Annotated in this window: 19 protein-coding genes and 2 riboswitches; of the genes, 1 reads left to right on the top strand and 18 read right to left on the bottom strand. The window is 36.1% G+C overall.

Translation table 11 applies throughout. From position 1 onward, the window contains the following. Positions 1-552: 552 nt before the first annotated feature. The 16 genes from ACFPM4_RS20425 to flaG all read right to left on the bottom strand — a co-directional run bounded on the left by ACFPM4_RS20425 (position 553) and on the right by flaG (position 17,313). On the bottom strand, positions 553-1,851 hold the full coding sequence (locus tag ACFPM4_RS20425; protein WP_382355991.1) for an O-acetylhomoserine aminocarboxypropyltransferase/cysteine synthase family protein: 1,299 nt from the start codon (positions 1,849-1,851) through the stop codon (positions 553-555). A 110-nt stretch (positions 1,852-1,961) separates the two neighbouring features. Beyond that, positions 1,962-2,071, bottom strand: a riboswitch (SAM riboswitch). A 113-nt stretch (positions 2,072-2,184) separates the two neighbouring features. Beyond that, positions 2,185-2,784 (bottom strand): redoxin domain-containing protein, encoded by a 600-nt coding sequence (locus ACFPM4_RS20420; RefSeq protein ID WP_382355988.1) that lies wholly within the window; start codon positions 2,782-2,784, stop codon positions 2,185-2,187. A 35-nt stretch (positions 2,785-2,819) separates the two neighbouring features. Next, complete coding sequence (cls, locus tag ACFPM4_RS20415) at positions 2,820-4,274, bottom strand: cardiolipin synthase (protein WP_382355985.1); 1,455 nt, start codon at positions 4,272-4,274, stop codon at positions 2,820-2,822. 132 nt (positions 4,275-4,406) lie between these two features. Continuing rightward, positions 4,407-5,768 (bottom strand): murein hydrolase activator EnvC family protein, encoded by a 1,362-nt coding sequence (locus ACFPM4_RS20410; protein WP_382355982.1) that lies wholly within the window; start codon positions 5,766-5,768, stop codon positions 4,407-4,409. Between the two features lie 157 nt (positions 5,769-5,925). Then, complete coding sequence (gene ftsX / locus ACFPM4_RS20405) at positions 5,926-6,813, bottom strand: permease-like cell division protein FtsX (RefSeq protein ID WP_144926805.1); 888 nt, start codon at positions 6,811-6,813, stop codon at positions 5,926-5,928. Next, positions 6,803-7,489, bottom strand: coding sequence for a cell division ATP-binding protein FtsE (ftsE, locus tag ACFPM4_RS20400; RefSeq protein WP_144926808.1), 687 nt, complete (start codon positions 7,487-7,489; stop codon positions 6,803-6,805). The genes ftsX and ftsE overlap by 11 nt, the downstream gene beginning before the upstream one ends. A 465-nt stretch (positions 7,490-7,954) precedes the next feature. Further along, positions 7,955-8,260: a c-type cytochrome gene (locus ACFPM4_RS20395; protein ID WP_382355978.1), complete on the bottom strand. Its 306-nt coding sequence runs from the start codon at positions 8,258-8,260 to the stop codon at positions 7,955-7,957. Positions 8,261-8,410: 150 nt separating this feature from the next. After that, positions 8,411-9,509, bottom strand: a protein-coding gene (gene prfB, locus ACFPM4_RS20390) for a peptide chain release factor 2 (RefSeq protein ID WP_382355975.1) whose coding sequence is annotated in 2 segments (ribosomal slippage) — positions 8,411-9,445 and positions 9,447-9,509 — 1,098 coding nt in all. Because the reading frame shifts where the segments join, the coding sequence is not laid out codon by codon here. Between the two features lie 47 nt (positions 9,510-9,556). Then, positions 9,557-12,067 carry a preprotein translocase subunit SecA gene (gene secA, locus ACFPM4_RS20385; RefSeq protein WP_382355972.1) on the bottom strand — a complete coding sequence of 837 codons (2,511 nt, stop codon included), beginning with the start codon at positions 12,065-12,067 and terminating at the stop codon, positions 9,557-9,559. A gap of 171 nt (positions 12,068-12,238) precedes the next feature. Beyond that, complete coding sequence (locus ACFPM4_RS20380) at positions 12,239-12,772, bottom strand: chromate transporter (protein ID WP_382355969.1); 534 nt, start codon at positions 12,770-12,772, stop codon at positions 12,239-12,241. After that, positions 12,773-13,327, bottom strand: coding sequence for a chromate transporter (locus tag ACFPM4_RS20375; RefSeq protein ID WP_382355966.1), 555 nt, complete (start codon positions 13,325-13,327; stop codon positions 12,773-12,775). Between the two features lie 131 nt (positions 13,328-13,458). Beyond that, positions 13,459-14,016 carry a ribosome hibernation-promoting factor, HPF/YfiA family gene (gene hpf, locus ACFPM4_RS20370; RefSeq protein ID WP_144926824.1) on the bottom strand — a complete coding sequence of 186 codons (558 nt, stop codon included), beginning with the start codon at positions 14,014-14,016 and terminating at the stop codon, positions 13,459-13,461. Between the two features lie 105 nt (positions 14,017-14,121). Further along, positions 14,122-14,472 carry a flagellar protein FliT gene (fliT, locus tag ACFPM4_RS20365; protein WP_382355963.1) on the bottom strand — a complete coding sequence of 117 codons (351 nt, stop codon included), beginning with the start codon at positions 14,470-14,472 and terminating at the stop codon, positions 14,122-14,124. Beyond that, entirely contained in the window at positions 14,472-14,876 is a 405-nt protein-coding gene (gene fliS / locus ACFPM4_RS20360) for a flagellar export chaperone FliS (RefSeq protein WP_144926831.1), read from the bottom strand. The genes fliT and fliS overlap by 1 nt, the downstream gene beginning before the upstream one ends. Positions 14,877-14,915: 39 nt before the next feature. Continuing rightward, positions 14,916-16,922 carry a flagellar filament capping protein FliD gene (gene fliD / locus ACFPM4_RS20355; RefSeq protein ID WP_382355960.1) on the bottom strand — a complete coding sequence of 669 codons (2,007 nt, stop codon included), beginning with the start codon at positions 16,920-16,922 and terminating at the stop codon, positions 14,916-14,918. Between the two features lie 16 nt (positions 16,923-16,938). After that, positions 16,939-17,313, bottom strand: a complete 375-nt coding sequence (flaG, locus tag ACFPM4_RS20350) for a flagellar protein FlaG (RefSeq protein WP_382355957.1) — start codon at positions 17,311-17,313, stop codon at positions 16,939-16,941. Positions 17,314-17,500: 187 nt separating this feature from the next. On the opposite strand from flaG, the gene ACFPM4_RS20345 reads away from it, so the two are divergent. Continuing rightward, a complete protein-coding gene (locus ACFPM4_RS20345) occupies positions 17,501-17,716 on the top strand; it encodes a hypothetical protein (protein WP_382355997.1) in 216 nt (71 codons plus the stop codon). 73 nt (positions 17,717-17,789) lie between these two features. Here the strand turns inward: ACFPM4_RS20345 and ACFPM4_RS20340 are convergent, their stop codons facing one another. Both ACFPM4_RS20340 and tenA read right to left on the bottom strand, forming a co-directional pair. Further along, positions 17,790-18,212, bottom strand: coding sequence for a CBS domain-containing protein (locus tag ACFPM4_RS20340; protein WP_382355954.1), 423 nt, complete (start codon positions 18,210-18,212; stop codon positions 17,790-17,792). A gap of 373 nt (positions 18,213-18,585) precedes the next feature. Further along, positions 18,586-19,272 (bottom strand): thiaminase II, encoded by a 687-nt coding sequence (tenA, locus tag ACFPM4_RS20335; RefSeq protein WP_382355951.1) that lies wholly within the window; start codon positions 19,270-19,272, stop codon positions 18,586-18,588. A gap of 75 nt (positions 19,273-19,347) precedes the next feature. Next, positions 19,348-19,455: riboswitch (TPP riboswitch) on the bottom strand. Between the last annotated feature and the right edge of the window lie 39 nt (positions 19,456-19,494).

Genomic DNA, 19,494 nt, shown 5'->3' with positions numbered 1-19,494 from the left:
GTTGTACATGCATTCTTCCCACCTCAAATCAAGTATGCATGTACTGATCAAAACTGTACATTCTTATCCAATCATTTATGTACATTATTAAGTTAGCATTTATAGATGGGTTTACTTTTCGATGCTGGGACCCTCCTTTTGTCTGCTCAGACATGTCTTTTGAACGATGGACGGACCCTTTTCAACGCTCAACGCTTCCTTTTCAACTCTGGGGAAGGGTTATTCGATGATAGATGTTCTTTTGAATGCTGGGACTCTCCTTTTGTGTGCTCAGACATGTCTTTTGAATGCTGAGCGGCCCCTTTTTGATGCTCGACGCTTCCTTTTCAACGCTGGGGAAGTTTTTTTCGATGATGGGTGTTCTTTTGGACACTGGGACTCTCCTTTTGTTCGCTCAGTCATGTCTTTTGAACGCTGGACGGACCCTTTTCGAAGCTCGTTGCTTCCTTTTCTACGCTGGGGAAGGTTTTTTCTATGATGGAAAGAATCCCCCTTATTAAAAATCAAAAAAGAACTAGAACATAAAATATGCTCTAGTTCTCTAGCATTCTATTATTTTACAGAAGTTGCTTCTACTGCTTTTGCAATTGCTTGATCAAGGTCTTCAGTAATATCTTCAATTGCTTCTAGACCAACTGCTAGACGAATTAATTCTTCTGTTACACCAACAAGTTTTAATTCCTCTGCATTTAATTGTTGATGCGTAGTAGAAGCAGGGTGGATGATTAATGATTTTGCATCTCCAACGTTTGCAACGTGAGAGAACAATTTCACGTTATCAATTGTTGTTCTACCAGCTTCACGTCCACCTTTAATACCGAAGTTAACAATCGCACCAGCACCTTTAGGGAAGTACTTTTTAGCTAACTCGTATGAAGGGTGATCTTCTAGACCAGGGTATGAAACCCATTCTACTGCATCATTTTTCTGTAAGTGTTCTGCTACTGCTTTTGCATTTTCTACGTGCTTTGCAATACGTAGGTGTAATGTTTCTAAACCTTGTAAGAAAATAAATGCATTGTCCGGACTTAAGCATGGTCCAAAGTCACGTAGCAATTGAACACGTAATTTTGTAGCAAATGCTGCATTTGGAATATCCACTCCAAAGCGAATACCATGGTATGTGTTGTCTGGTTCAGTGAAACCAGGGAATTTTCCGTTCGTCCAATCAAATTTACCTGCATCAACAACTACTCCACCGATAGCAGTTCCATGTCCACCAATCCATTTAGTTGCAGAATGGACTACGATATCTGCGCCCCATTCAATTGGATTTAATAAGTATGGTGTTGCAAACGTACTATCGACAATCAATGGAATACCATTCTCATGCGCAATATCAGCAACAGCTTCGATATCTAATACATGTAAACTTGGGTTACCAATTACTTCACCAAAGATAGCTTTTGTTTTTGGAGTAATTGCTTTGCGGAAGTTTTCCGGATCTTTTGGATCTACAAAATGAACTTTGATGCCATACTTCGGTAAGCTTACTGCAAATAAATTATATGTTCCACCATAAAGGTCTGTTGCAGCAACAATTTCATCACCTGCACCAGCTATGTTCAAAATAGAAAATGCGATAGCTGCCATACCTGAGGATAGAGCAACAGCTGCTGTTCCACCTTCTAGTAAAGCAACACGTTGTTCAAAAACATCTACTGTTGGATTCATGATACGAGTATATATATTACCTGTTTCTTGTAATCCAAATAATGCTTGTGCATGGTCTGTATTTTTAAATACATAGGATGTAGTGCGATATACTGGAACTGCTCTTGCACCTGTTTCATCCGGTTGTTGTGCACCATGAAGTAATAATGTTTCTGGTCTGAAGTTTTGTTCTGACATTGTAACGCCTCCTAAATTTGATTAAGTTGAGTAGAAAACTTGGATTAATTATTACAAAAACAGAAAGCCCTCTTCTTTGATAAGAAGAGGGCTTGATTTAACAGATCCCCATCTTATCTTCCAGACCGCTTCGACCTGTAGGAATTAGCACCTTTTCAGATAAACTCCTGAAGGTTGCCGGGCATCGCAGGGCCTATCCCTCCGCCGCTCTTGATAAGAATAATCCTAATATATTGATTTATGTAACTCTTGAAAACTAGTATATCTACAAACATTTACATTGTCAACTTTATTTTTGCATAATTTCTAAAAAAAGAAATAATATAGCATTTCTTACTTCATTTCCTTCACTAACCGTTCTATCATTTCCTCGTCCATTGGGCCAATTATCCGTTTATGAACAAGACCATTAGACTGTATTAAATAAGTAGTAGGAATAGCAATTCCTTTATACTTGTCCCATACGTCTCCTGATTGATCAAGTGGAATTGGAAATGATAATTTATATTCATCTATAAAATCGCTCACTTTTTTCTCTATATTGCTTCCACGCTCATTACTAGTTAAATTTACAGCAACAATTTCTACTTCATACTTATCTGCCTTTTTCTCGTAAAAGTTTTGCATATGAGGCATTTCGGCTTTACAAGGTGGACACCATGTTGCCCAAAAATTTAAGATTACTTTCTTGCCATTTAAATCTGATAATCTAACTGTTTCACCTTCGAGTGTCTTTAATTCAAAATCTGGAGGAATATCTCCTTCAGACACACCTTCTGCAAATGATCCTATACTTGTTTCATATGCAGCATCAATTAAAAATTCTTCCGCAGCTTGGTTATCCGCTTTCTTTTCTTTTGTATCTTGTATGACATGAAAGATTAATATGCCACAAAGTACTCCTAGCAAAAGAACTCCAAAGGTTTTCTTCATCCTTACAACCACCTCTGCTTCAACATAACCTCATATTATAAGATTGGAGATAATAAACGAGAAATAGACTCTTTGAATCTAATTCCTAGTGAACGATTTTTATATTCTTCCATTGTTAATTCTCGTGACTTTTCCATATCATTTCCAAATATGTTTACAAGCTCTTCTACTAATGCCTGGTCATATAGGAATGCATTTACTTCAAAGTTCAGTCGAAAACTTCTTAAATCAATATTCGCAGTACCTACTGTAGCGATTTTCCCATCTGCAATCATTGTTTTCGCATGAATAAAGCCGTTTTCATAAATATAGACCTTGCCACCTGTTTTTAACAATTCACCTACATGGGAATACGTTGCCCAATAGACGAAAGGATGGTCTGGTTTGTTCGGAATCATTAACCTTACATCAATTCCTGATAATGCCGCAATTTTTAATGCATCTAGTACACTTGCATCTGGAATAAAATAAGGTGTTTGTATATAAATATATTTCTTAGCTGAGGAAATAATTTTTAACATGCCATATTTTATTTGTTGCCATTCTGAATCTGGACCACTAGAAACAATTTGGATGTCTGTTTCACCTAACACTTCAAGCTTTGGAAACAGTCTTTCTGCATAGCTAATTTTATGGGTAGAAGCTTGATTCCAATCGAGGATAAAACGAGTTTGCAGGGCATAGACTGCATTACCACAAATTTTTAAGTGCGTATCGCGCCAATAGCCAAATTTTTTATTTAAGCCTAAATATTCATCCCCAATATTAAAGCCACCTACATAGCCAATTGCTCCATCAATGACAACAATTTTGCGGTGATTACGATAATTTACTTGTAAGTTAAGATGAGGAAGGATGGCAGGAAAAAATGCACTCGCATGGCCACCTACTTCAATCAATGGCTTAAAAAAATTGCGTCCTAACCTTCTTGATCCCATTGCATCAAAAAGGACGCGTACCTCGACACCTTCTTTTGCTTTCTCAATGAGTACCTCTAACAATTTCTTACCAAGTTCATCATTACGGATAATATAATACTCTACATGAACATGATCTTTCGCAGACTTAATATCTTCTATTAATGTTTGAAATTTATCATTTCCATCAGTAAATATTTCGACATGGTTATCTTGGGTAAAAACTGCTCGGTCATGGAATAACAGCATATAAATTAAATCTTTATACTGAGCCGTTTTATTATCTTTGAAAGGAAATTCCCCTTTTTCCAATAATTCAATTTGATATTTTGTAATATCCATAATTCCGATTTTATTCGTATCTTTCCACTCAAAAATCTTTTTTCGACTCAAATTTTGACCGAATATTAAATATAAAATAAATCCTACAACAGGAATAAAGAATAGAACTAATAACCAAGCCCATGTTGCGCTAGCATCACGTCTTTCTAAGAAAAGAACAAACCCAGCTAATATAATATTTAAAATTAATACAATACTGACTAAAATAGCTGTAATTGTCCCAAATGTCATATACAGTCCCTCTCATCCAGTTTCTATTTTTTCTCTGCATCTATTCTATCATACTCTATAACGTATGGTGTACTTGATGAATTTATGTAAAATAAAACAGCCGCATCAAATTAGATGCGACTGTACGTTTAATTAAAAGTTAATATATTTTCTTGGATTTACTGCATTAGACTTCGCGCCGTTCCATTCGCCTTCATGAAGTTCAAAATGCAAATGCTGTCCATATGACTGACCTGTATTGCCCATATATCCAATATGATGACCTTTGCTTACCATTTGACCGACAACCACTTTCGGTGTTTCACGCATATGAGCATATACGGTCATAAATGTTTTTCCATCTAAATAATGGGAGATATATACTACATTACCATAGCTATTTGACCAACCTGCTCGAGTAACAATTCCTCCTGCTGCAGCTACAATAGGAACTGTACCACCTTTAGCAATATCGATTCCATAATGGAATGCACCCCAACGATGATCAAATTCAGAAGAGACATATCCTTGCGCTGGTCTCATAAACAATCCGGATGATACAGGTGGTGTAGTGACGACTTCTTCGTTTGATTCTTCATTACCATTACTTGTTTCAGGAGTCTTACCAGCAGCTTCTTCCTGTGCTTTTCTTTCCGCTTCTTCTTTTGCTTTTCTTTCTGCTTCTTCTTTTGCTTTTCTAGCAGCTTCTTCTGCTTTCCGTTTTTCTTCTGCAATTCTTTCTTTCTCTAGTTGAATCAACTTCTGAATGGCAGCTTCTTGTTGCTTTAATAATTCTGCTTCTTCTTCCATTGACATTTTTTCATGTTCAATATGTTGTTTTTGTGCTTCAAGTTGTTTGAGAAGTTCTTGCTTTTTCTTATTCTGTTTCTCTAAATCTGCTTTAAGTGTCTCTAATTCTTTTAACATATCATTTAAGCTAGCAAGATCTTTTTCTACTTGTTCTTTATTTGCTTCTAGTTTTTCTTTATCCGCTTTTTGCTCTTCAATGATTTTTTTATCTGCTTCTACTAAGACAGTCACAGCAGATAAGCGATCAATAAAATCACCAAAGCTTTCCGCACCTAGTAGGACGTCAAGATAATTAACTGATCCACCATTTTGCTGGATATTTCTTGCTCTTTCTTGAAGAAGTTTATTGCGTCGTTCTAAACGTTCCTCTAGTGCAGTTATTTCACTTTTAAGTCTTTCTATTTCTGCCTTCGTATCTTCAATTTCTTTTTGCTTGTCCGATATTTTTTTATCTGTAGTAGCCATCTCTGCCTCTAGTTGTTGAATTTCTACTTCTACAGCAGTTTGTTGGCCTGTTATTTCGTTTATTTCATGATCTTTATCTTTAATAGATTCTTCTAAGTCTGATCTTTCGTTCTTAATATTTGATTTGTTTTTTTCCAAATCCGTTAATGTTTCTGCGTACACAAATCCATTAGGAGAAAAAACAAATGAAACCCCTAGTATAACCGCTACTGTCAATGAGAATAATGAACTTCTTTTCAACTCACTTTTTCCCCTTTCACCCTTTTGTCTAATCTACTCTATTAATATGTAAAGCTATTAATCTTTGGACTTCGTGAACTATTGAAGGAAAGAGGGATATGCAACCCTCCGTCCTCCAGTATTATAAAAATAAGAGTATTTTTTACAAAGGTAGTTCTTATACTTTCAAGAAACGGCGGACCGACATAAAACTACCCCATCCACCAATTATTACTCCAACTAATACGAGAAGTAGACTGATTTGATATACGAATGGACTAAATTCTAATGGTTGTACTAATTGTTGAGGTATACGAGTAACTAAGAAATCGTAGGCATAATAATATCCTGTTGCAACTGCAGCAATTGGGATAAGAGAGCCAAGGATCCCGAGCCATATTCCTTCTAATAAGAATGGCCAACGTATAAACCAATTTGTAGCTCCGACCAGTTTCATAATTTCAATTTCACGTCGTCTTGCGAAGATAGTTATTTTGATTGTATTTGAAATGAGGAACATTGCGGTAAAAACAAGGCCAGCAATTAAAAATATACCGACATTCCTGCTTGTCTTTAATACATTAAATAATCTTTCTACTTTTGCTTCACCGTATTCTGCAGCATAAACATTATCTAATTTACGAATTTGTTTTGCTATCACAGCTGTATCTGTTGGTGATTTTGCTTTGACTATAAATACATTTCTTAATGGATTTTCTTGGCCTTCAAACAAGGACCAGGAATCTCCCATCGTGTCTATTAAGTGATCTAATTCTTTATCTTTAGAGGAATACTCAATCGAATCTATTAAATCAATTTTCTCTATTTGCTTTCTTAACTCCGCTTCCTCTTCTTCTGTTGCAGTTAATTCTACATGTGTTCTTATTTCCACATCATTTTCCAAATCAGAAGCAAATTTGTTCATGTTCATCATAATGACTAGAAATACTCCTACTAATAGAAGTGTGACTGTTACTGCACTTACAGAAGCAAAAGTCATCCAAGTATTTCTTTTAAGACTTTTGAAACTTACTTTTAGATGGCGCCGGAATGTCCTAGCCTTCATAGCCGTAATCACCCCGCTGCTCATCACGTACTATTCTACCACTTTCGATTGCGACAACACGGTGCTTAATCGTATTAACGATTTCTTTATTATGTGTTGCCATGACAATTGTTGTACCCTTTAAGTTAATTTCCTCTAGCAAATGCATAATCTCCCATGATGTATCAGGATCTAAATTACCTGTTGGTTCATCTGCAATAATTAACTTTGGTTTATTTACGATGGAACGTGCAATGGATACCCGTTGCTGTTCACCACCGGATAATTCGCTAGGTAGCATTCTTACTTTATGCTTTAATCCCACTAAAGCAAGAACATCCATAACTCTTCTTTTTATATCTTTTGGTCTTTGTTCTATAACCTCAAGTGCAAACGCAACATTTTCAAATACTGTTAATGTTGGCAATAACTTAAAGTCTTGAAAGACAACTCCGATATTTCGGCGAAAGAAAGGCACCTCTCTATTTTTCAGCTTAGATAAATTCACACCATTTACCAAAACAGTACCAGATGATGCCTTCTCTTCTCGGTACATCATTTTGATGAAGGTAGATTTACCTGCACCACTAGGCCCTACGACATAAATAAATTCACCTTGTTTAATATGAATGTTCAATCCGTTAGCGGCCGTTATTCCATTTGGGTACTTTTTATATACATCTTGCATTTCAATCATGTAATCACCCGGTCCCTAAGAATTGGCACCATACTAGTAAATGCTACCCATGATTTGACATATGAGTAGCAAAATAGAATGATGCAAACTGTTTTTTCTTCCGTAAAGTCGAAAAAAACTGCTGTTTTACGTCGCTTGTTGCCGAAAGATAATCCTTATTTATTATAACATTTGCAGGGGATATGTTAAGGGATTTTTATATTACAGTTTCATTTCAATTCCATGTAAATTTTTGTTGTATTAGCAAATTTATGTAACCTTTAAAAAAAGAGGTTACAACAACATAGTTTATCAACTATTTATTTCTTCTCAACTCTAGCTGATATACTAAAAAAATGTTGATGGACAGAGCATTTCGGGGCTAATAGATCAGTGGAAAAAGCTAAATAGAAATGTTCTTATAAATAAAAAACCAAACTATATTGAAAACTTTTCAAATAGTTTGGTTTTTTATTCTCATGACTATTATTTTTTCTCTGCTAACCATGCAGCAACTTTTTCTGCATCATCGCCTTTAATGATGTTCGCACCCATTCCTGGGCGTCCTTCTTTTATAATTTCTAAAATTTCTTCTTTGTTATATTTAGCACCTATTTTAGTTAAATCTGGACCAAGTCCATCTCTTCCTTGTAGATTTTCACCATGACAGCCAATACAACTCCTGTCCGCTATTGCTTCAGGGCTTGAATCTTTATTACTACCATCTCCACATGCAGCTAAAACAATAATAAATGTAATACCGACTAACCATAATACAAGTTTCTTATTCACTCATATACCCCCTCGTATTTAATCTACATATCTGTAGTATACCAATTAATATTGCCGAATAATCTATTTTCCAACTTGTGTTTTTAGCAATTTGGTGAAAAGAACATACAAATAGCCCAAGTAATCATCTGATCACTTGGGCTAATCTTCTTATATACGTGAACGTAAATAAGCATTTATAAATACATCAATATCTCCATCTGTTACAGCATGAACGTTTCCAACTTCTGTATTCGTACGATGGTCTTTAACCATTGAATAAGGATGGAAAACATAGGAACGAATTTGGCTTCCCCAGCCAATTTCTTTTTGCTCGCCACGTATCTCAGCGAGTTCCTTTTCCTTTTGTTCAATTTCTCTTTGATAAAGTTTTGCCTTTAACATATTCATCGCTTGTTCACGGTTCTTGATTTGTGATCTCTCATTTTGGCAGGTCACAACGGTTCCAGTTGGAATATGGGTAATACGTACTGCTGAATCTGTTGTATTTACGTGCTGACCACCAGCGCCACTGGAGCGGTACGTATCTACTTTCAGATCTTCTGACCGTACTTCAATCTCAATATCATCCGTGAATTCCGGCATTACTTCACAAGAAACAAATGACGTATGTCTTCTTCCGGAAGAATCGAATGGAGAGATCCGGACGAGACGGTGAACTCCTTTTTCTGCTTTTAAATAACCATAGGCATTATGTCCCTTTATCAGGAGTGTCACACTTTTAATTCCAGCTTCTTCACCAGGAAGATAATCAAGAGTTTCCACTTTAAAGCCTTTCTTCTCTGCCCAACGCGTGTACATCCGTAGGAGTATAGATCCCCAATCCTGTGACTCTGTACCACCAGCCCCCGGATGAAGCTCCAGTATTGCGTTGTTTTTATCATATGGCTCACTTAATAGCAGTTGTAGTTCAAAGTTCTCTATTTGTTCCATCATCTCTTCTAACTCAGAATCTAATTCAGCCAATAACTCTGGATCATTTTCTTCTTTTACGAGCTCAAGCGTTAATTCCAAGTTTTCTTGCGTATCTACTAACTCTTTATATTCATTGACGAGGTCTTTTAGGCCATTTGCTTCATTGATAATAGATTGTGCTACCTGTTGATCATCCCAAAATCCAGGCTCCAGCATCCTTTCATCAAGCTCCGCAATACGGGTTTCTTTCTCCTCTAAGTCAAAGAGACCCCCTAAAATCAGCCAATCGTTTCGCTGTTTTTTCTAGTTCTGATTTTATTTCAGATAATTCCATCCTGTACACCTCAAAAGTAAGATTCCTACTAATTTGTAGGTTATAATTTATGCCAATCTTCCATGGCAATGTTTATATTTTTTACCGCTACCGCATGGGCACGGTTCATTTCTACCAACGTTTTCTTGCTTACGAACTGGCTTTCTTTTTGCTTTTTCGCCATCCTCTTTAGGATTTACAGCTTGACCTTTTGCTACTTCTTCCCGTTGTAGGTTGTTTCGAATTTCTGCTTTCATAACATACTTAGCCGCATACTCTTCAATTGAAGTAACCATGTTTTCAAACATTGCAAATCCTTCTGCTTGATATTCTCTAAGCGGATCTGTTTGGCCGTATGCACGTAAATGAATACCTTGACGTAATTGATCCATCGCATCAATATGGTCAATCCACTTCGAATCAACAGCACGTAACAAGATAACTTTTTCAAATTCTCGCATTTGCTCTGGAGATAATAATTCTTCTTTTTCGTTATATCGAATCAGTACCTTATCGAATATTAATTCCTCAATTTCTTGTGGTTCCTTGTTTTCGATATCAGTAGGAGTAATATCACCTTCTGGTAATAGGTTAGCATTAATATAATCGATTAAACCTTGGACATTCCAAGTCTCATCTTCATCATTCACAACTGTATACGCGGATACAGAGCGCTCGATAACAGATTGAATCATTTTTTCAACTATACCACGTAAGTTCTCTGATTCCATTACTTCATTACGTTGTTGATAAATGATTTCACGTTGCTGTCTCAATACATCATCATATTGTAAAACACGTTTACGAGAGTCAAAGTTATTACCCTCTACTTGTTTCTGAGAAGATTCAACTGCTTTCGAAACCATCTTACTTTGAATTGGTTGGGAATCATCCATACCAAGACGAGCCATCATACTTTTCATGCTATCAGAACCGAAACGGCGCATTAAGTCATCTTCTAATGATAAGTAGAATTGAGTTACACCCGGATCTCCTTGACGGCCTGAACGACCACGAAGCTGATTGTCAATACGACGTGATTCATGTCGCTCTGTACCAATAACAGCAAGGCCGCCTAGTTCTTTCACACCTTCACCAAGCTTGATATCTGTACCACGACCAGCCATATTGGTAGCTATCGTTACAGCTCCTTGTTGACCTGCATTTAAAATTATCTCTGCTTCACGTTCATGGTTCTTCGCATTCAAGACATTATGCTTAACACCTTTTTTTGTTAAATAATTAGAAATAATTTCTGAAGTTTCAATTGCAACTGTACCAACTAGCACCGGCTGTCCTTTTTTATGGCGCTCTGCAATATCCTCAGCAACAGCTTTAAATTTACCATCAATAGTTGCATAAATTAAATCAGGACGATCATCCCTAATAACAGGTTTGTTTGTTGGGATTACGACAACCCTCATATTATAAATATTACGGAATTCTTCTTCTTCTGTTTTAGCTGTACCCGTCATCCCTGACAGTTTTTTATACATACGGAAGTAGTTCTGGAATGTAATGGTTGCCATTGTCATCGATTCATTTTGAATCTCCACGCCTTCTTTTGCTTCAATCGCTTGGTGTAAACCATCACTGAAACGACGTCCTTTCATTAGACGACCTGTGAACTGGTCTACAATGACAATTTCTCCATCTTGAACAACATAATCAATATCCTTATGCATGCTAACATGTGCCTTCAACGCTTGATTTAAATGGTGATTTAACGTTACGTGAGAAATATCGAAAAGGTTGTCAATTTTAAATGCGCGCTCCGCCTTATTTATTCCTTCTTCTGTTAATTGAACACCTTTTGTTTTCTCATCATATGTGTAATCAACATCCTTCTTCAGCATGCTAACAAAGGAGTTTGCTTGAATATATAATTGTGTTGACTTTTGCGCTTGTCCTGAAATAATTAATGGTGTTCTCGCTTCATCAATTAGAATCGAGTCGACCTCATCAATAACGGCATAATGCAATGGTCGTTGTACACGTTGCTCCGAGTAAATAACCATATTGTCACGTAAGTAATCAAAGCCAAATTCATTATTCGTACCATAAGTGATATCAGCAGCATATGCTTCTTTTTTCTCTTCCTTAGAAGCACCATTTGTATTTAAACCGACTGTTAAGCCAAGAAATTCATATAAAGCTCCCATTTCCGTTGCATCACGGCTTGCTAAGTATTCGTTAACTGTAATTACATGAACACCTTTTCCCGCAAGTGCATTCAAATACACAGGCATAGTGGAAGTTAATGTTTTACCTTCACCAGTTTTCATCTCAGCAATATTACCTTCATGAAGTGTTGCTGCACCCATAATTTGTACGGGATATGGATACATTCCTAGCACGCGGCGAGCACCTTCACGAACAACCGCAAATGCTTCTGGTAAAAGACTATCGAGCGTTTCACCATTTTGGTGTCTTTCTTTAAACTCATCTGTTTTTGCACGTAGAGCATCATCAGATAGCTTTTCCATGTCTCCAGCTAATGCTTCAACGCTATCAGCAATTTTTTCTAATTTTTTTAATTCACGTTTATTTGGATCGAAAATTTTATTTAAAAAAGCCATCCTACAAAACTCCCCTTTATTATAATACGGGTATATATTCCATTGAAACATAACCTTCATAGTTGCTTTTTATCAAAATGTGTGATTACAACTACACTATCCCTTATTTATCTTATCACTAACACCTTTTGGTGACAACATTGTTACGTTTCGCTTACTTTTATCGTGCATCTATAATATAAAAGCTCCGTAAAGAAGTGCTCCACCAATAACATAAGCTGGGTGGACTTTCCACTTTACAAGTAGTAGTAAACTCAAAAGTCCGATGATGATGGTATGTAGAAAACCTGCGCCCTCGATCGATAAAGAGTGTTGGAAGAAATCCCATGTCATAACGCCTAGTAAAACTGCAATAACAGGTCTTACAAGTTGCGTCATTTTCTTAACTTGTGGTGAATGCTTATATTTAAGCAGAATACTTAATAACGTAATCATTAAAATTAACGAAGGAGCGACAGTTGCAAATAAGGCTACAAATGCTCCTAGTATTCCCGCTTGTTGATATCCTATATAACCAGCCATTTTAGTTGCAATAGGTCCAGGTAAGGCATTTGCTAACGCAAGTACTTCACTAAATTCATTTACTGTTAACCAATCATAGTGATCAACAACTTCTTTCTCGACAAGAGGAATAGAAGAAGGACCACCCCCATATCCAAGAATTCCAGGAATGAAAAAGGCTAAGAATATGTACCAATATATCATCTAGTTTTCGCCCCTTGCTTTTCGCTTTTTGCCCCCAGATAAAAGTGCTACACATAACAGTGTGACAATCACAATTGCTGGATGAATCCCTAATAATTCCAATATAATTAAACTAGCGATTACGATGATCACTGTCCATTTCCAACCAAGCGTATCCTTCGACTTTACAATGAAGTCCCACGTCAAAATTCCCATTAATACCCCAACGACAGGGACAACAGCATTTGTCATTCCTTCTACCCACGGCTTATCTTTATGCGTTGTTAGAATCGTTAAAAAGACAATCATTAATACAACTGTAGGAATAACAGTAGCAACAAGAGCGGAGATCATCCCTAGAAAACCATGAACTCGCCACCCAATATAACCAGCCATCTTCGTATTGATTGGACCTGGGAGTGCGTTTGCTAATGCAAGAACATCAGAAAATTCTTCATCCGTCATCCATTTATATGTGATAACAACTTCCCTATGTACTAGAGGAATAGCAGAAGGTCCACCACCGAACCCAAGTATTCCGGAACGAAAAAAGGCAATAAACAAATCTTTTATCATTATTTTAGCCATCCTTTTAAACGTTAGTATTGGAATATTTATTTTCACATAAATAAAGGTGGAGGACAAATAAAACAGAAAACACGCAATCGTAGTGATTGCGTGCTTATTATATCGTATGCTTGTGTTGATTAGTTTGTTTCAATTAGACCATATTTTCCATCTTTACGCTTATATACAATATTTGTTCCATTTGTCTCTGCGTCTGTGTAGATGAAGAAATTATGTCCAAGCATATTCATTTGTAGAACAGCTTCTTCACTGTCCATTGGTTTTAAATCAAATCGTTTTGTACGGACAATCGTAAATTCGTCCTCATCTTCTTCAACTGCAACAGCGGTTTGGCCATTTGTAGAGCTGAAAAATTCTTTCGCGTTGCCTTGTTCTCTAAATTTGCGATTTACTCTTGTTTTATGCTTTCTAATTTGTCTTTCTAATTTATCTACAATTAAATCTACTGCCGCATACATATCATTATTAGTTTCCTCAGCTCGAAGAACGAGACCCGGCATTGGTATAGTTATTTCGACTTTTGATTTTTTATCAGGATTAACTTTAAGATTTACATGAACATTTGCTTCAGGAGTTCCATTAAAATATTTCTCTAATTTACTTACTTTCTTCTCCACATGGTCACGAATTGCACTAGTAACCTCGATGTTTTCACCACGAATTTGGAAGTTCAGCATAATAACTCCTCCTTATAAAATGCTATGTATATATACTTCTATACATAAATTAAAAAATCCTGCTTTTTTTCTAAATTTTTTTGTCGTTTTTACTATTTATTTGTCTTATTTTCGCTTATCATAAAACATTCCATCTAAGCTCTCTGTTGCCGCATAAGGATTCCCATACCGTTTTGCCGATTTTTTCTTTTGGCTCAATTGATTTATATCCATCTGAATATGAGCTTGTAAATTGTTCAAGGTTTTTTCCATCTTTTTATTTAGATCGAGTAATCTTTTTCCCTCGTTTCTTTCTCGGAGAGAAGTAGGTACTTCCATTAGAGAAAATAATTGCTCTCTTTCCTCTAATAATGCATCTATTTTTTCTATACGAGCATCACGATCTTTTTCGTCTACTATTTCCGCAGTACGAATTATTTCTTCTGTCAGTTGGATACATTGTTCAATTGCATTCATTAGGCGCCATTACTCCCTGACGCATGTTGAAGTTGGCGATTTTTTTGAATTACTTGTTTCCATGTATCCCTAAATTCTGTAATAATTTCCTCTACTTCCACTAATATTGCTTTATCATTGCGAATATTCGCTTCCACTAATCTTCTTAAAGCAAAATCATATAAAGCCATCATATTTTTGGAAATTTCCATATCCATATTTAACGTTACCATCAATTCAGAGATGATGTTTTGTGCTTTTTGGATGTTAGTATTTTTCTCTTGGATATCATTTTTATCGACGGCAATTTTCGCCATGTTTATGAATTTTAGGCAACCATTGTAGAGCATTAATGTAAGCTCACCTGGAGATGCTGTTGTTACAGAATTTGTTTTATACGCTTGAAATGGATTTGGCTTAGCCACTTTTTTCACTCCTAATATTTATGTAAAAGATGGCAAGTATTACATGCCACCGAATTGATTCATTAAGAACATTGATTGCTGATTTGCACGTTGTATTGCTTTTTCCATTGCTGTAAATTGACGCCAGTAACGATCTTCTGTAATTTTCATTTTATCCTCAAAACGATCGATACTTTTATCTACATTTAAAAGTTCACGTCCAATTGAAAATTGTTGGTTAGTGGATGTCGCACGTCCAGCTTTTTCACGTAATCTATTTAATGAAGCATCAACGGTATTATATAATTTGTGAATAATACCGAGGTCAGATGTACTTCCATCACTTCTGAACAAGCTTTCAACAGAATCGGGATCTTGTTCAATTGCTTCCTTCAGCTTTGCCTCATTAATTTGTAATTTACCACCATCTAAGTAATTGGAAGTGGTGGAAATTCCGATACTTGCTAATTGGCTAAATAAACCATTTGTCTCGACTACACTAGACATGTCTAGGCGCATGTTCGTTAACACACCGGAAAGGAGAGGGTCACCTTTTAGAAGACCACTTTTAGCCATTTCCTCCCATTTCTCTTGTTGTTTGTCTGAAAGTTCTTCTCGTTCATCGTCCGTTAATGGTTTATAGCTTCGATGACGTTCCTCATTGAGTTTCCCACTAATTTCAGCAATTAGTTCATTATATTGATTCACAAATTCTTTTATGTTCTCAAAAACTTGATTTGTATCATTTGCGATGGAAATGGTTGCTGGTTCAATCGAATCTTTAGCAAACTTTTGTTTTAGAGTAAAGGTTACACCATTCATGTCGAAGGTATTGGAAGTACGTTCAGTAGTAAGACCGTTTATCGTGAACATGGCGTTCTTTCCGCCGGTTTCCGTACTACCTTCGAATTTTAAAACTTTAGTCATGAAATCACCTGAGACATTGATTTCATTACCACCGTTCACTGCAGAATTTTGATTATAATCACCAGTTTCTTTTCTCGTGAGTGTCACTTGATCTGAGAATGAATCATAAAACATCGTTACACCAGCATCTGAATCATTCACTTTACGAATGACGGAGTTTAGAGAATCACTGCTAGTGAAGAATATCTTTTCGTTCACTTCTCCTTTTGATGTGTGTGTATTAAGTTCTATGTTAGAGTAATTTTGAGTATAAGTTAACTTAATATCTGATGGTGGAGTTTCTCCTTCTTCAAGCTCGTCGAAAGTAATGATTCCTGTTGCGAGATCTATCACACCAACATTGTCAATTTTATATTTACTCTCAGAACCTTCAACTTTTACTAATTGATCTGTGACATCATTCTCACCAATCAAAATTGATGTCACATTTATATTAGTTACACCAATACTCCACTGCTTAGGAGGTTCTTCTTCACCTGAATAGGTAAACTCAACTGTTTTCTCTTTCAGAACGTAATCGATTTTAACTTTATCATCTTTTTTCAATTCACTAACAAACGTTATTTTCCCATCTTGTCCTATCTCATACTCAGCAGGTGGAATTAGTTTACCATTCACTTTTACCACTGTTTCTTGTATGTTATCTTTCTTCACACCTAGATCTATAGCATTAGTATTTTCTTTTATATTCTGTGTTTTAGATTCGACTACGCCTTTTGACCATGTTATACCGGTAGCAAATGCTGAATCCTGACTATGGAGACTTTTAGTGGGATCGATTTTAGCTGATGAATCACCTGATATCTCCCCAGCATTCACCCTCGTAGCCGCACTTGCCAATTGTGTTACTTCTGATATCGAATATGACGCTTGGGATGCACCGCTTGTTGCTGTTGCTGATACGTATGCATCATTCGATGAGCTAGTTGTTCTTGCTCGATAATTACTTGTTAATTTTAATTGTGCGAGCTTGTCACGAAATGAAAGTAATTTTGTATTAATAGCACGGTAATCGTCCCGTTGCCATTCTAGAATTTGTTTCTTCTGCTTTAATTTATCAAGTGGCATTCGCTCAGCTCTCATTAAATCCTTTACTATAGAGTCGATATCCATACCACTTGCTAATCCTGCGATTCTCATTGGTTAACCCTCCATCTCAAACCTTCTTATCCACCATCAATCCGAGAAATTCAGTCATTGCTGCAAACATATCCAGCATCTTTTTAGGTGGAATTTCTCTTACTACCTCTTTTGTTTCTTCGTTTATAAGCGTTACATAATATTCATCGAGTTGTTCGTGAAATTCAAATTTTAAATGAGTATTAGGGGATGCTACTAGGAAGTCGTTCATACTATTCACGACATTCCTTACATTTTCTTTCGCTTTTGCGGAAGGAAATGGATGTCTATTCTCTTCGGATGTAAACCCATCATTTACTTGATTATTCACATTCATAACTTTTTCTACATATTCTGTTGCTTTATTAATTGATACAGATGTAGATACTTGACCAGTTATTTGACCAACCATACGATTTCTCCCCTACCGTTATGTAATTAGTTACTTTTTATATCGACATGTTCTTCCATTTGTTTAATTTGTTTCATTCCTTTTTTTGTATATGTTATATACCTATTTCACTACTGGGATAAATGCATATGATGAAGTGAAGTAAATAGAAATATTAGGAGGATGTCATATGAATGAACATTATAATATGAACGAAATTAGCTATCATATGCCTATGGATCAAAGAATTTACAGACGTCCATTTGGTCGTCCATTCGGATTTGGTCGCCCATTTGGTTTTGGACGTCCATTTTTCGGAGCACCATTCTTAGGTGGTTTTCTTGGAGGACTTGCGGCTGGAGCGTTCATCCGACCTTATGGTTATCCATTTTACCCATACTCACCATATGGATTTTTCTGGTAATGCAATAACATAAATTCAAAAAACAAAAAGAACCAAAGCTTCAGAGCTTGGTTCTTTTTATTTCCTATTCTTATTAATGAGTTTGTTCGGAAATATTACTCAATGCTTCTCCTGCTTCATTCACATGAATATCAACTGTTGCTAAATCACCTATCGCACAAATACCAACCATAGCACCATTCTCTACAACAGGAATACGGCGAACTTGATGCTCGGCCATCATTCTAGAACATTCATGTAAGTCAGTGTCTGGAGAACATGTAATGACATCACTCGTCATGCATTCTTGACATTGAACTGCATTACTATCCTTGTTATCAGCAACACAATTTAAAACGATATCTCTATCTGTAATCATTCCAACAACTTTATTCCCTTCACAAATTGGAACAGATCCACAATCAATATCACGCATGATTTTTGCAGCATTGGAAACAGCATCTTGCGGGCTGCACGATTTAACATTTTTAGTCATTACATCTGCTACTTTTGTCATTATATAAATTCCTCCTTTATAATCCTTAATAAACACATCCATTGTATTATTCAGCTAACAAACAAATTTCATGCGCTAAACTTACTACTTTACTTTTCACCATCGACACATTTCCCGGGAAATGTCGATTTGTAGTAAATCTTACTATTGGCCAAGCAGTTTAATATCTTACTTTTAGGGAAAAAGAATGGAGAACGACATTTGAAAGGAGATATGGAGATGAAAAATAAAACCATTCTTGCAACTGTAGCACTCGGTGCAGCATATTTACTAAGAAATGAAAAATCACGAAATAAGTTAATGAATCAATTTAAAAATATGACTTCAAGAAAATAATAAATAAGGGTGTCTCCATATGGAGACACCCAATTAGTTAAGCATTTGTTACTTCATATTCCTTAACAGACCAATCTTCTAAAGTATATGACATTTCCCAGAATTGCCATTCATAATAACTACTAATTTTAAAAATTTCTACCATTTCATCTCGATCTGCTTGTGTTACTTTATCTGCAATCTCATCGAGTCTTTCAATTTGTTCGAGAACTAACTTTCTAAACCATTCTCCATTATAAGTTGCAATCCATTCTTGATAGATAGGCTCTTCAGGTTTACAATCTTTTAGCCTTTCGCCAACTTCCAAGTACAACCAATAACAAGGTAATAATGCCGCAATAATATGCCCAAGTTTCCCTGAAAAAGCAGCACGGTAAAGATGGGAAGTGTATGCATAGGCTGTTGGAGCAGGTTTAAAATTCTTCTTTTCTTCTTCCGTAATACCAAGAAGTTCTGAAAACTTACGATGTAGCCCCATCTCTGCTTCATATGTACCTTGAGCATGAATAGCCAAGCGATTTGTAGTGTGCAAATCTTGAGCAACTGCTCCTCCATATGATTGAATTTTTGCGAAGTTAGATAAATAATAGGAATCTTGTAAAACATAATGCTTGAATTTCTCCAAACTTAATTCCCCTGTCCCAATCCCTTTTACAAAAGGATGATTGAAACTTGCATCCCATAATTCCTTTGACGCTTGTAAACATTGACTTGATAATTTCACAGCAATTCCCCTCCGTATAAAAATTAAAAACCACATTCCAGAGATGAAATGTGGCTACGCAAAAGAAACTATTGCTGTATATTATCCGCACTTCCCTCCGCTGGTACTAACCAGATCAGGTACAAAGGGTTTTAAAGTAATACTTTAATCTCGGCCTTTTCAAAGGCACCCCTAGTGTCATCCTATTATGTGGTTTGGGATTATCATAACATGATTAGAAAA

Origin of the sequence: Lederbergia graminis (genome assembly GCF_042655485.1) — a bacterium.
Classification (GTDB): Bacteria; Bacillota; Bacilli; order Bacillales; family Bacillaceae_C; genus Lederbergia; species Lederbergia graminis.
Note: the sequence above shows the minus strand (reverse complement) of the source record. Positions and strands in the feature narration are given on the sequence as shown.

Coding starts and splice junctions, on each gene's coding strand:
- fliD (WP_382355960.1), bottom strand. CDS start 16,922: ATGAGAATCGCAGGATTAGCAAGTGGTATGGATATCGACTCTATAGTA.
- cls (WP_382355985.1), bottom strand. CDS start 4,274: ATGACATTTGGGACAATTACAGCTATTTTAGTCAGTATTGTATTAATT.
- ftsX (WP_144926805.1), bottom strand. CDS start 6,813: ATGAAGGCTAGGACATTCCGGCGCCATCTAAAAGTAAGTTTCAAAAGT.
- ftsE (WP_144926808.1), bottom strand. CDS start 7,489: ATGATTGAAATGCAAGATGTATATAAAAAGTACCCAAATGGAATAACG.
- ACFPM4_RS20380 (WP_382355969.1), bottom strand. CDS start 12,772: ATGATATATTGGTACATATTCTTAGCCTTTTTCATTCCTGGAATTCTT.
- ACFPM4_RS20420 (WP_382355988.1), bottom strand. CDS start 2,784: ATGAAGAAAACCTTTGGAGTTCTTTTGCTAGGAGTACTTTGTGGCATA.
- fliT (WP_382355963.1), bottom strand. CDS start 14,472: ATGAATGCAATTGAACAATGTATCCAACTGACAGAAGAAATAATTCGT.
- ACFPM4_RS20345 (WP_382355997.1), top strand. CDS start 17,501: ATGAACGAAATTAGCTATCATATGCCTATGGATCAAAGAATTTACAGA.
- secA (WP_382355972.1), bottom strand. CDS start 12,067: ATGGCTTTTTTAAATAAAATTTTCGATCCAAATAAACGTGAATTAAAA.
- hpf (WP_144926824.1), bottom strand. CDS start 14,016: ATGCTGAACTTCCAAATTCGTGGTGAAAACATCGAGGTTACTAGTGCA.
- ACFPM4_RS20375 (WP_382355966.1), bottom strand. CDS start 13,327: ATGATAAAAGATTTGTTTATTGCCTTTTTTCGTTCCGGAATACTTGGG.
- flaG (WP_382355957.1), bottom strand. CDS start 17,313: ATGGTTGGTCAAATAACTGGTCAAGTATCTACATCTGTATCAATTAAT.
- ACFPM4_RS20425 (WP_382355991.1), bottom strand. CDS start 1,851: ATGTCAGAACAAAACTTCAGACCAGAAACATTATTACTTCATGGTGCA.
- ACFPM4_RS20340 (WP_382355954.1), bottom strand. CDS start 18,212: ATGACAAAAGTAGCAGATGTAATGACTAAAAATGTTAAATCGTGCAGC.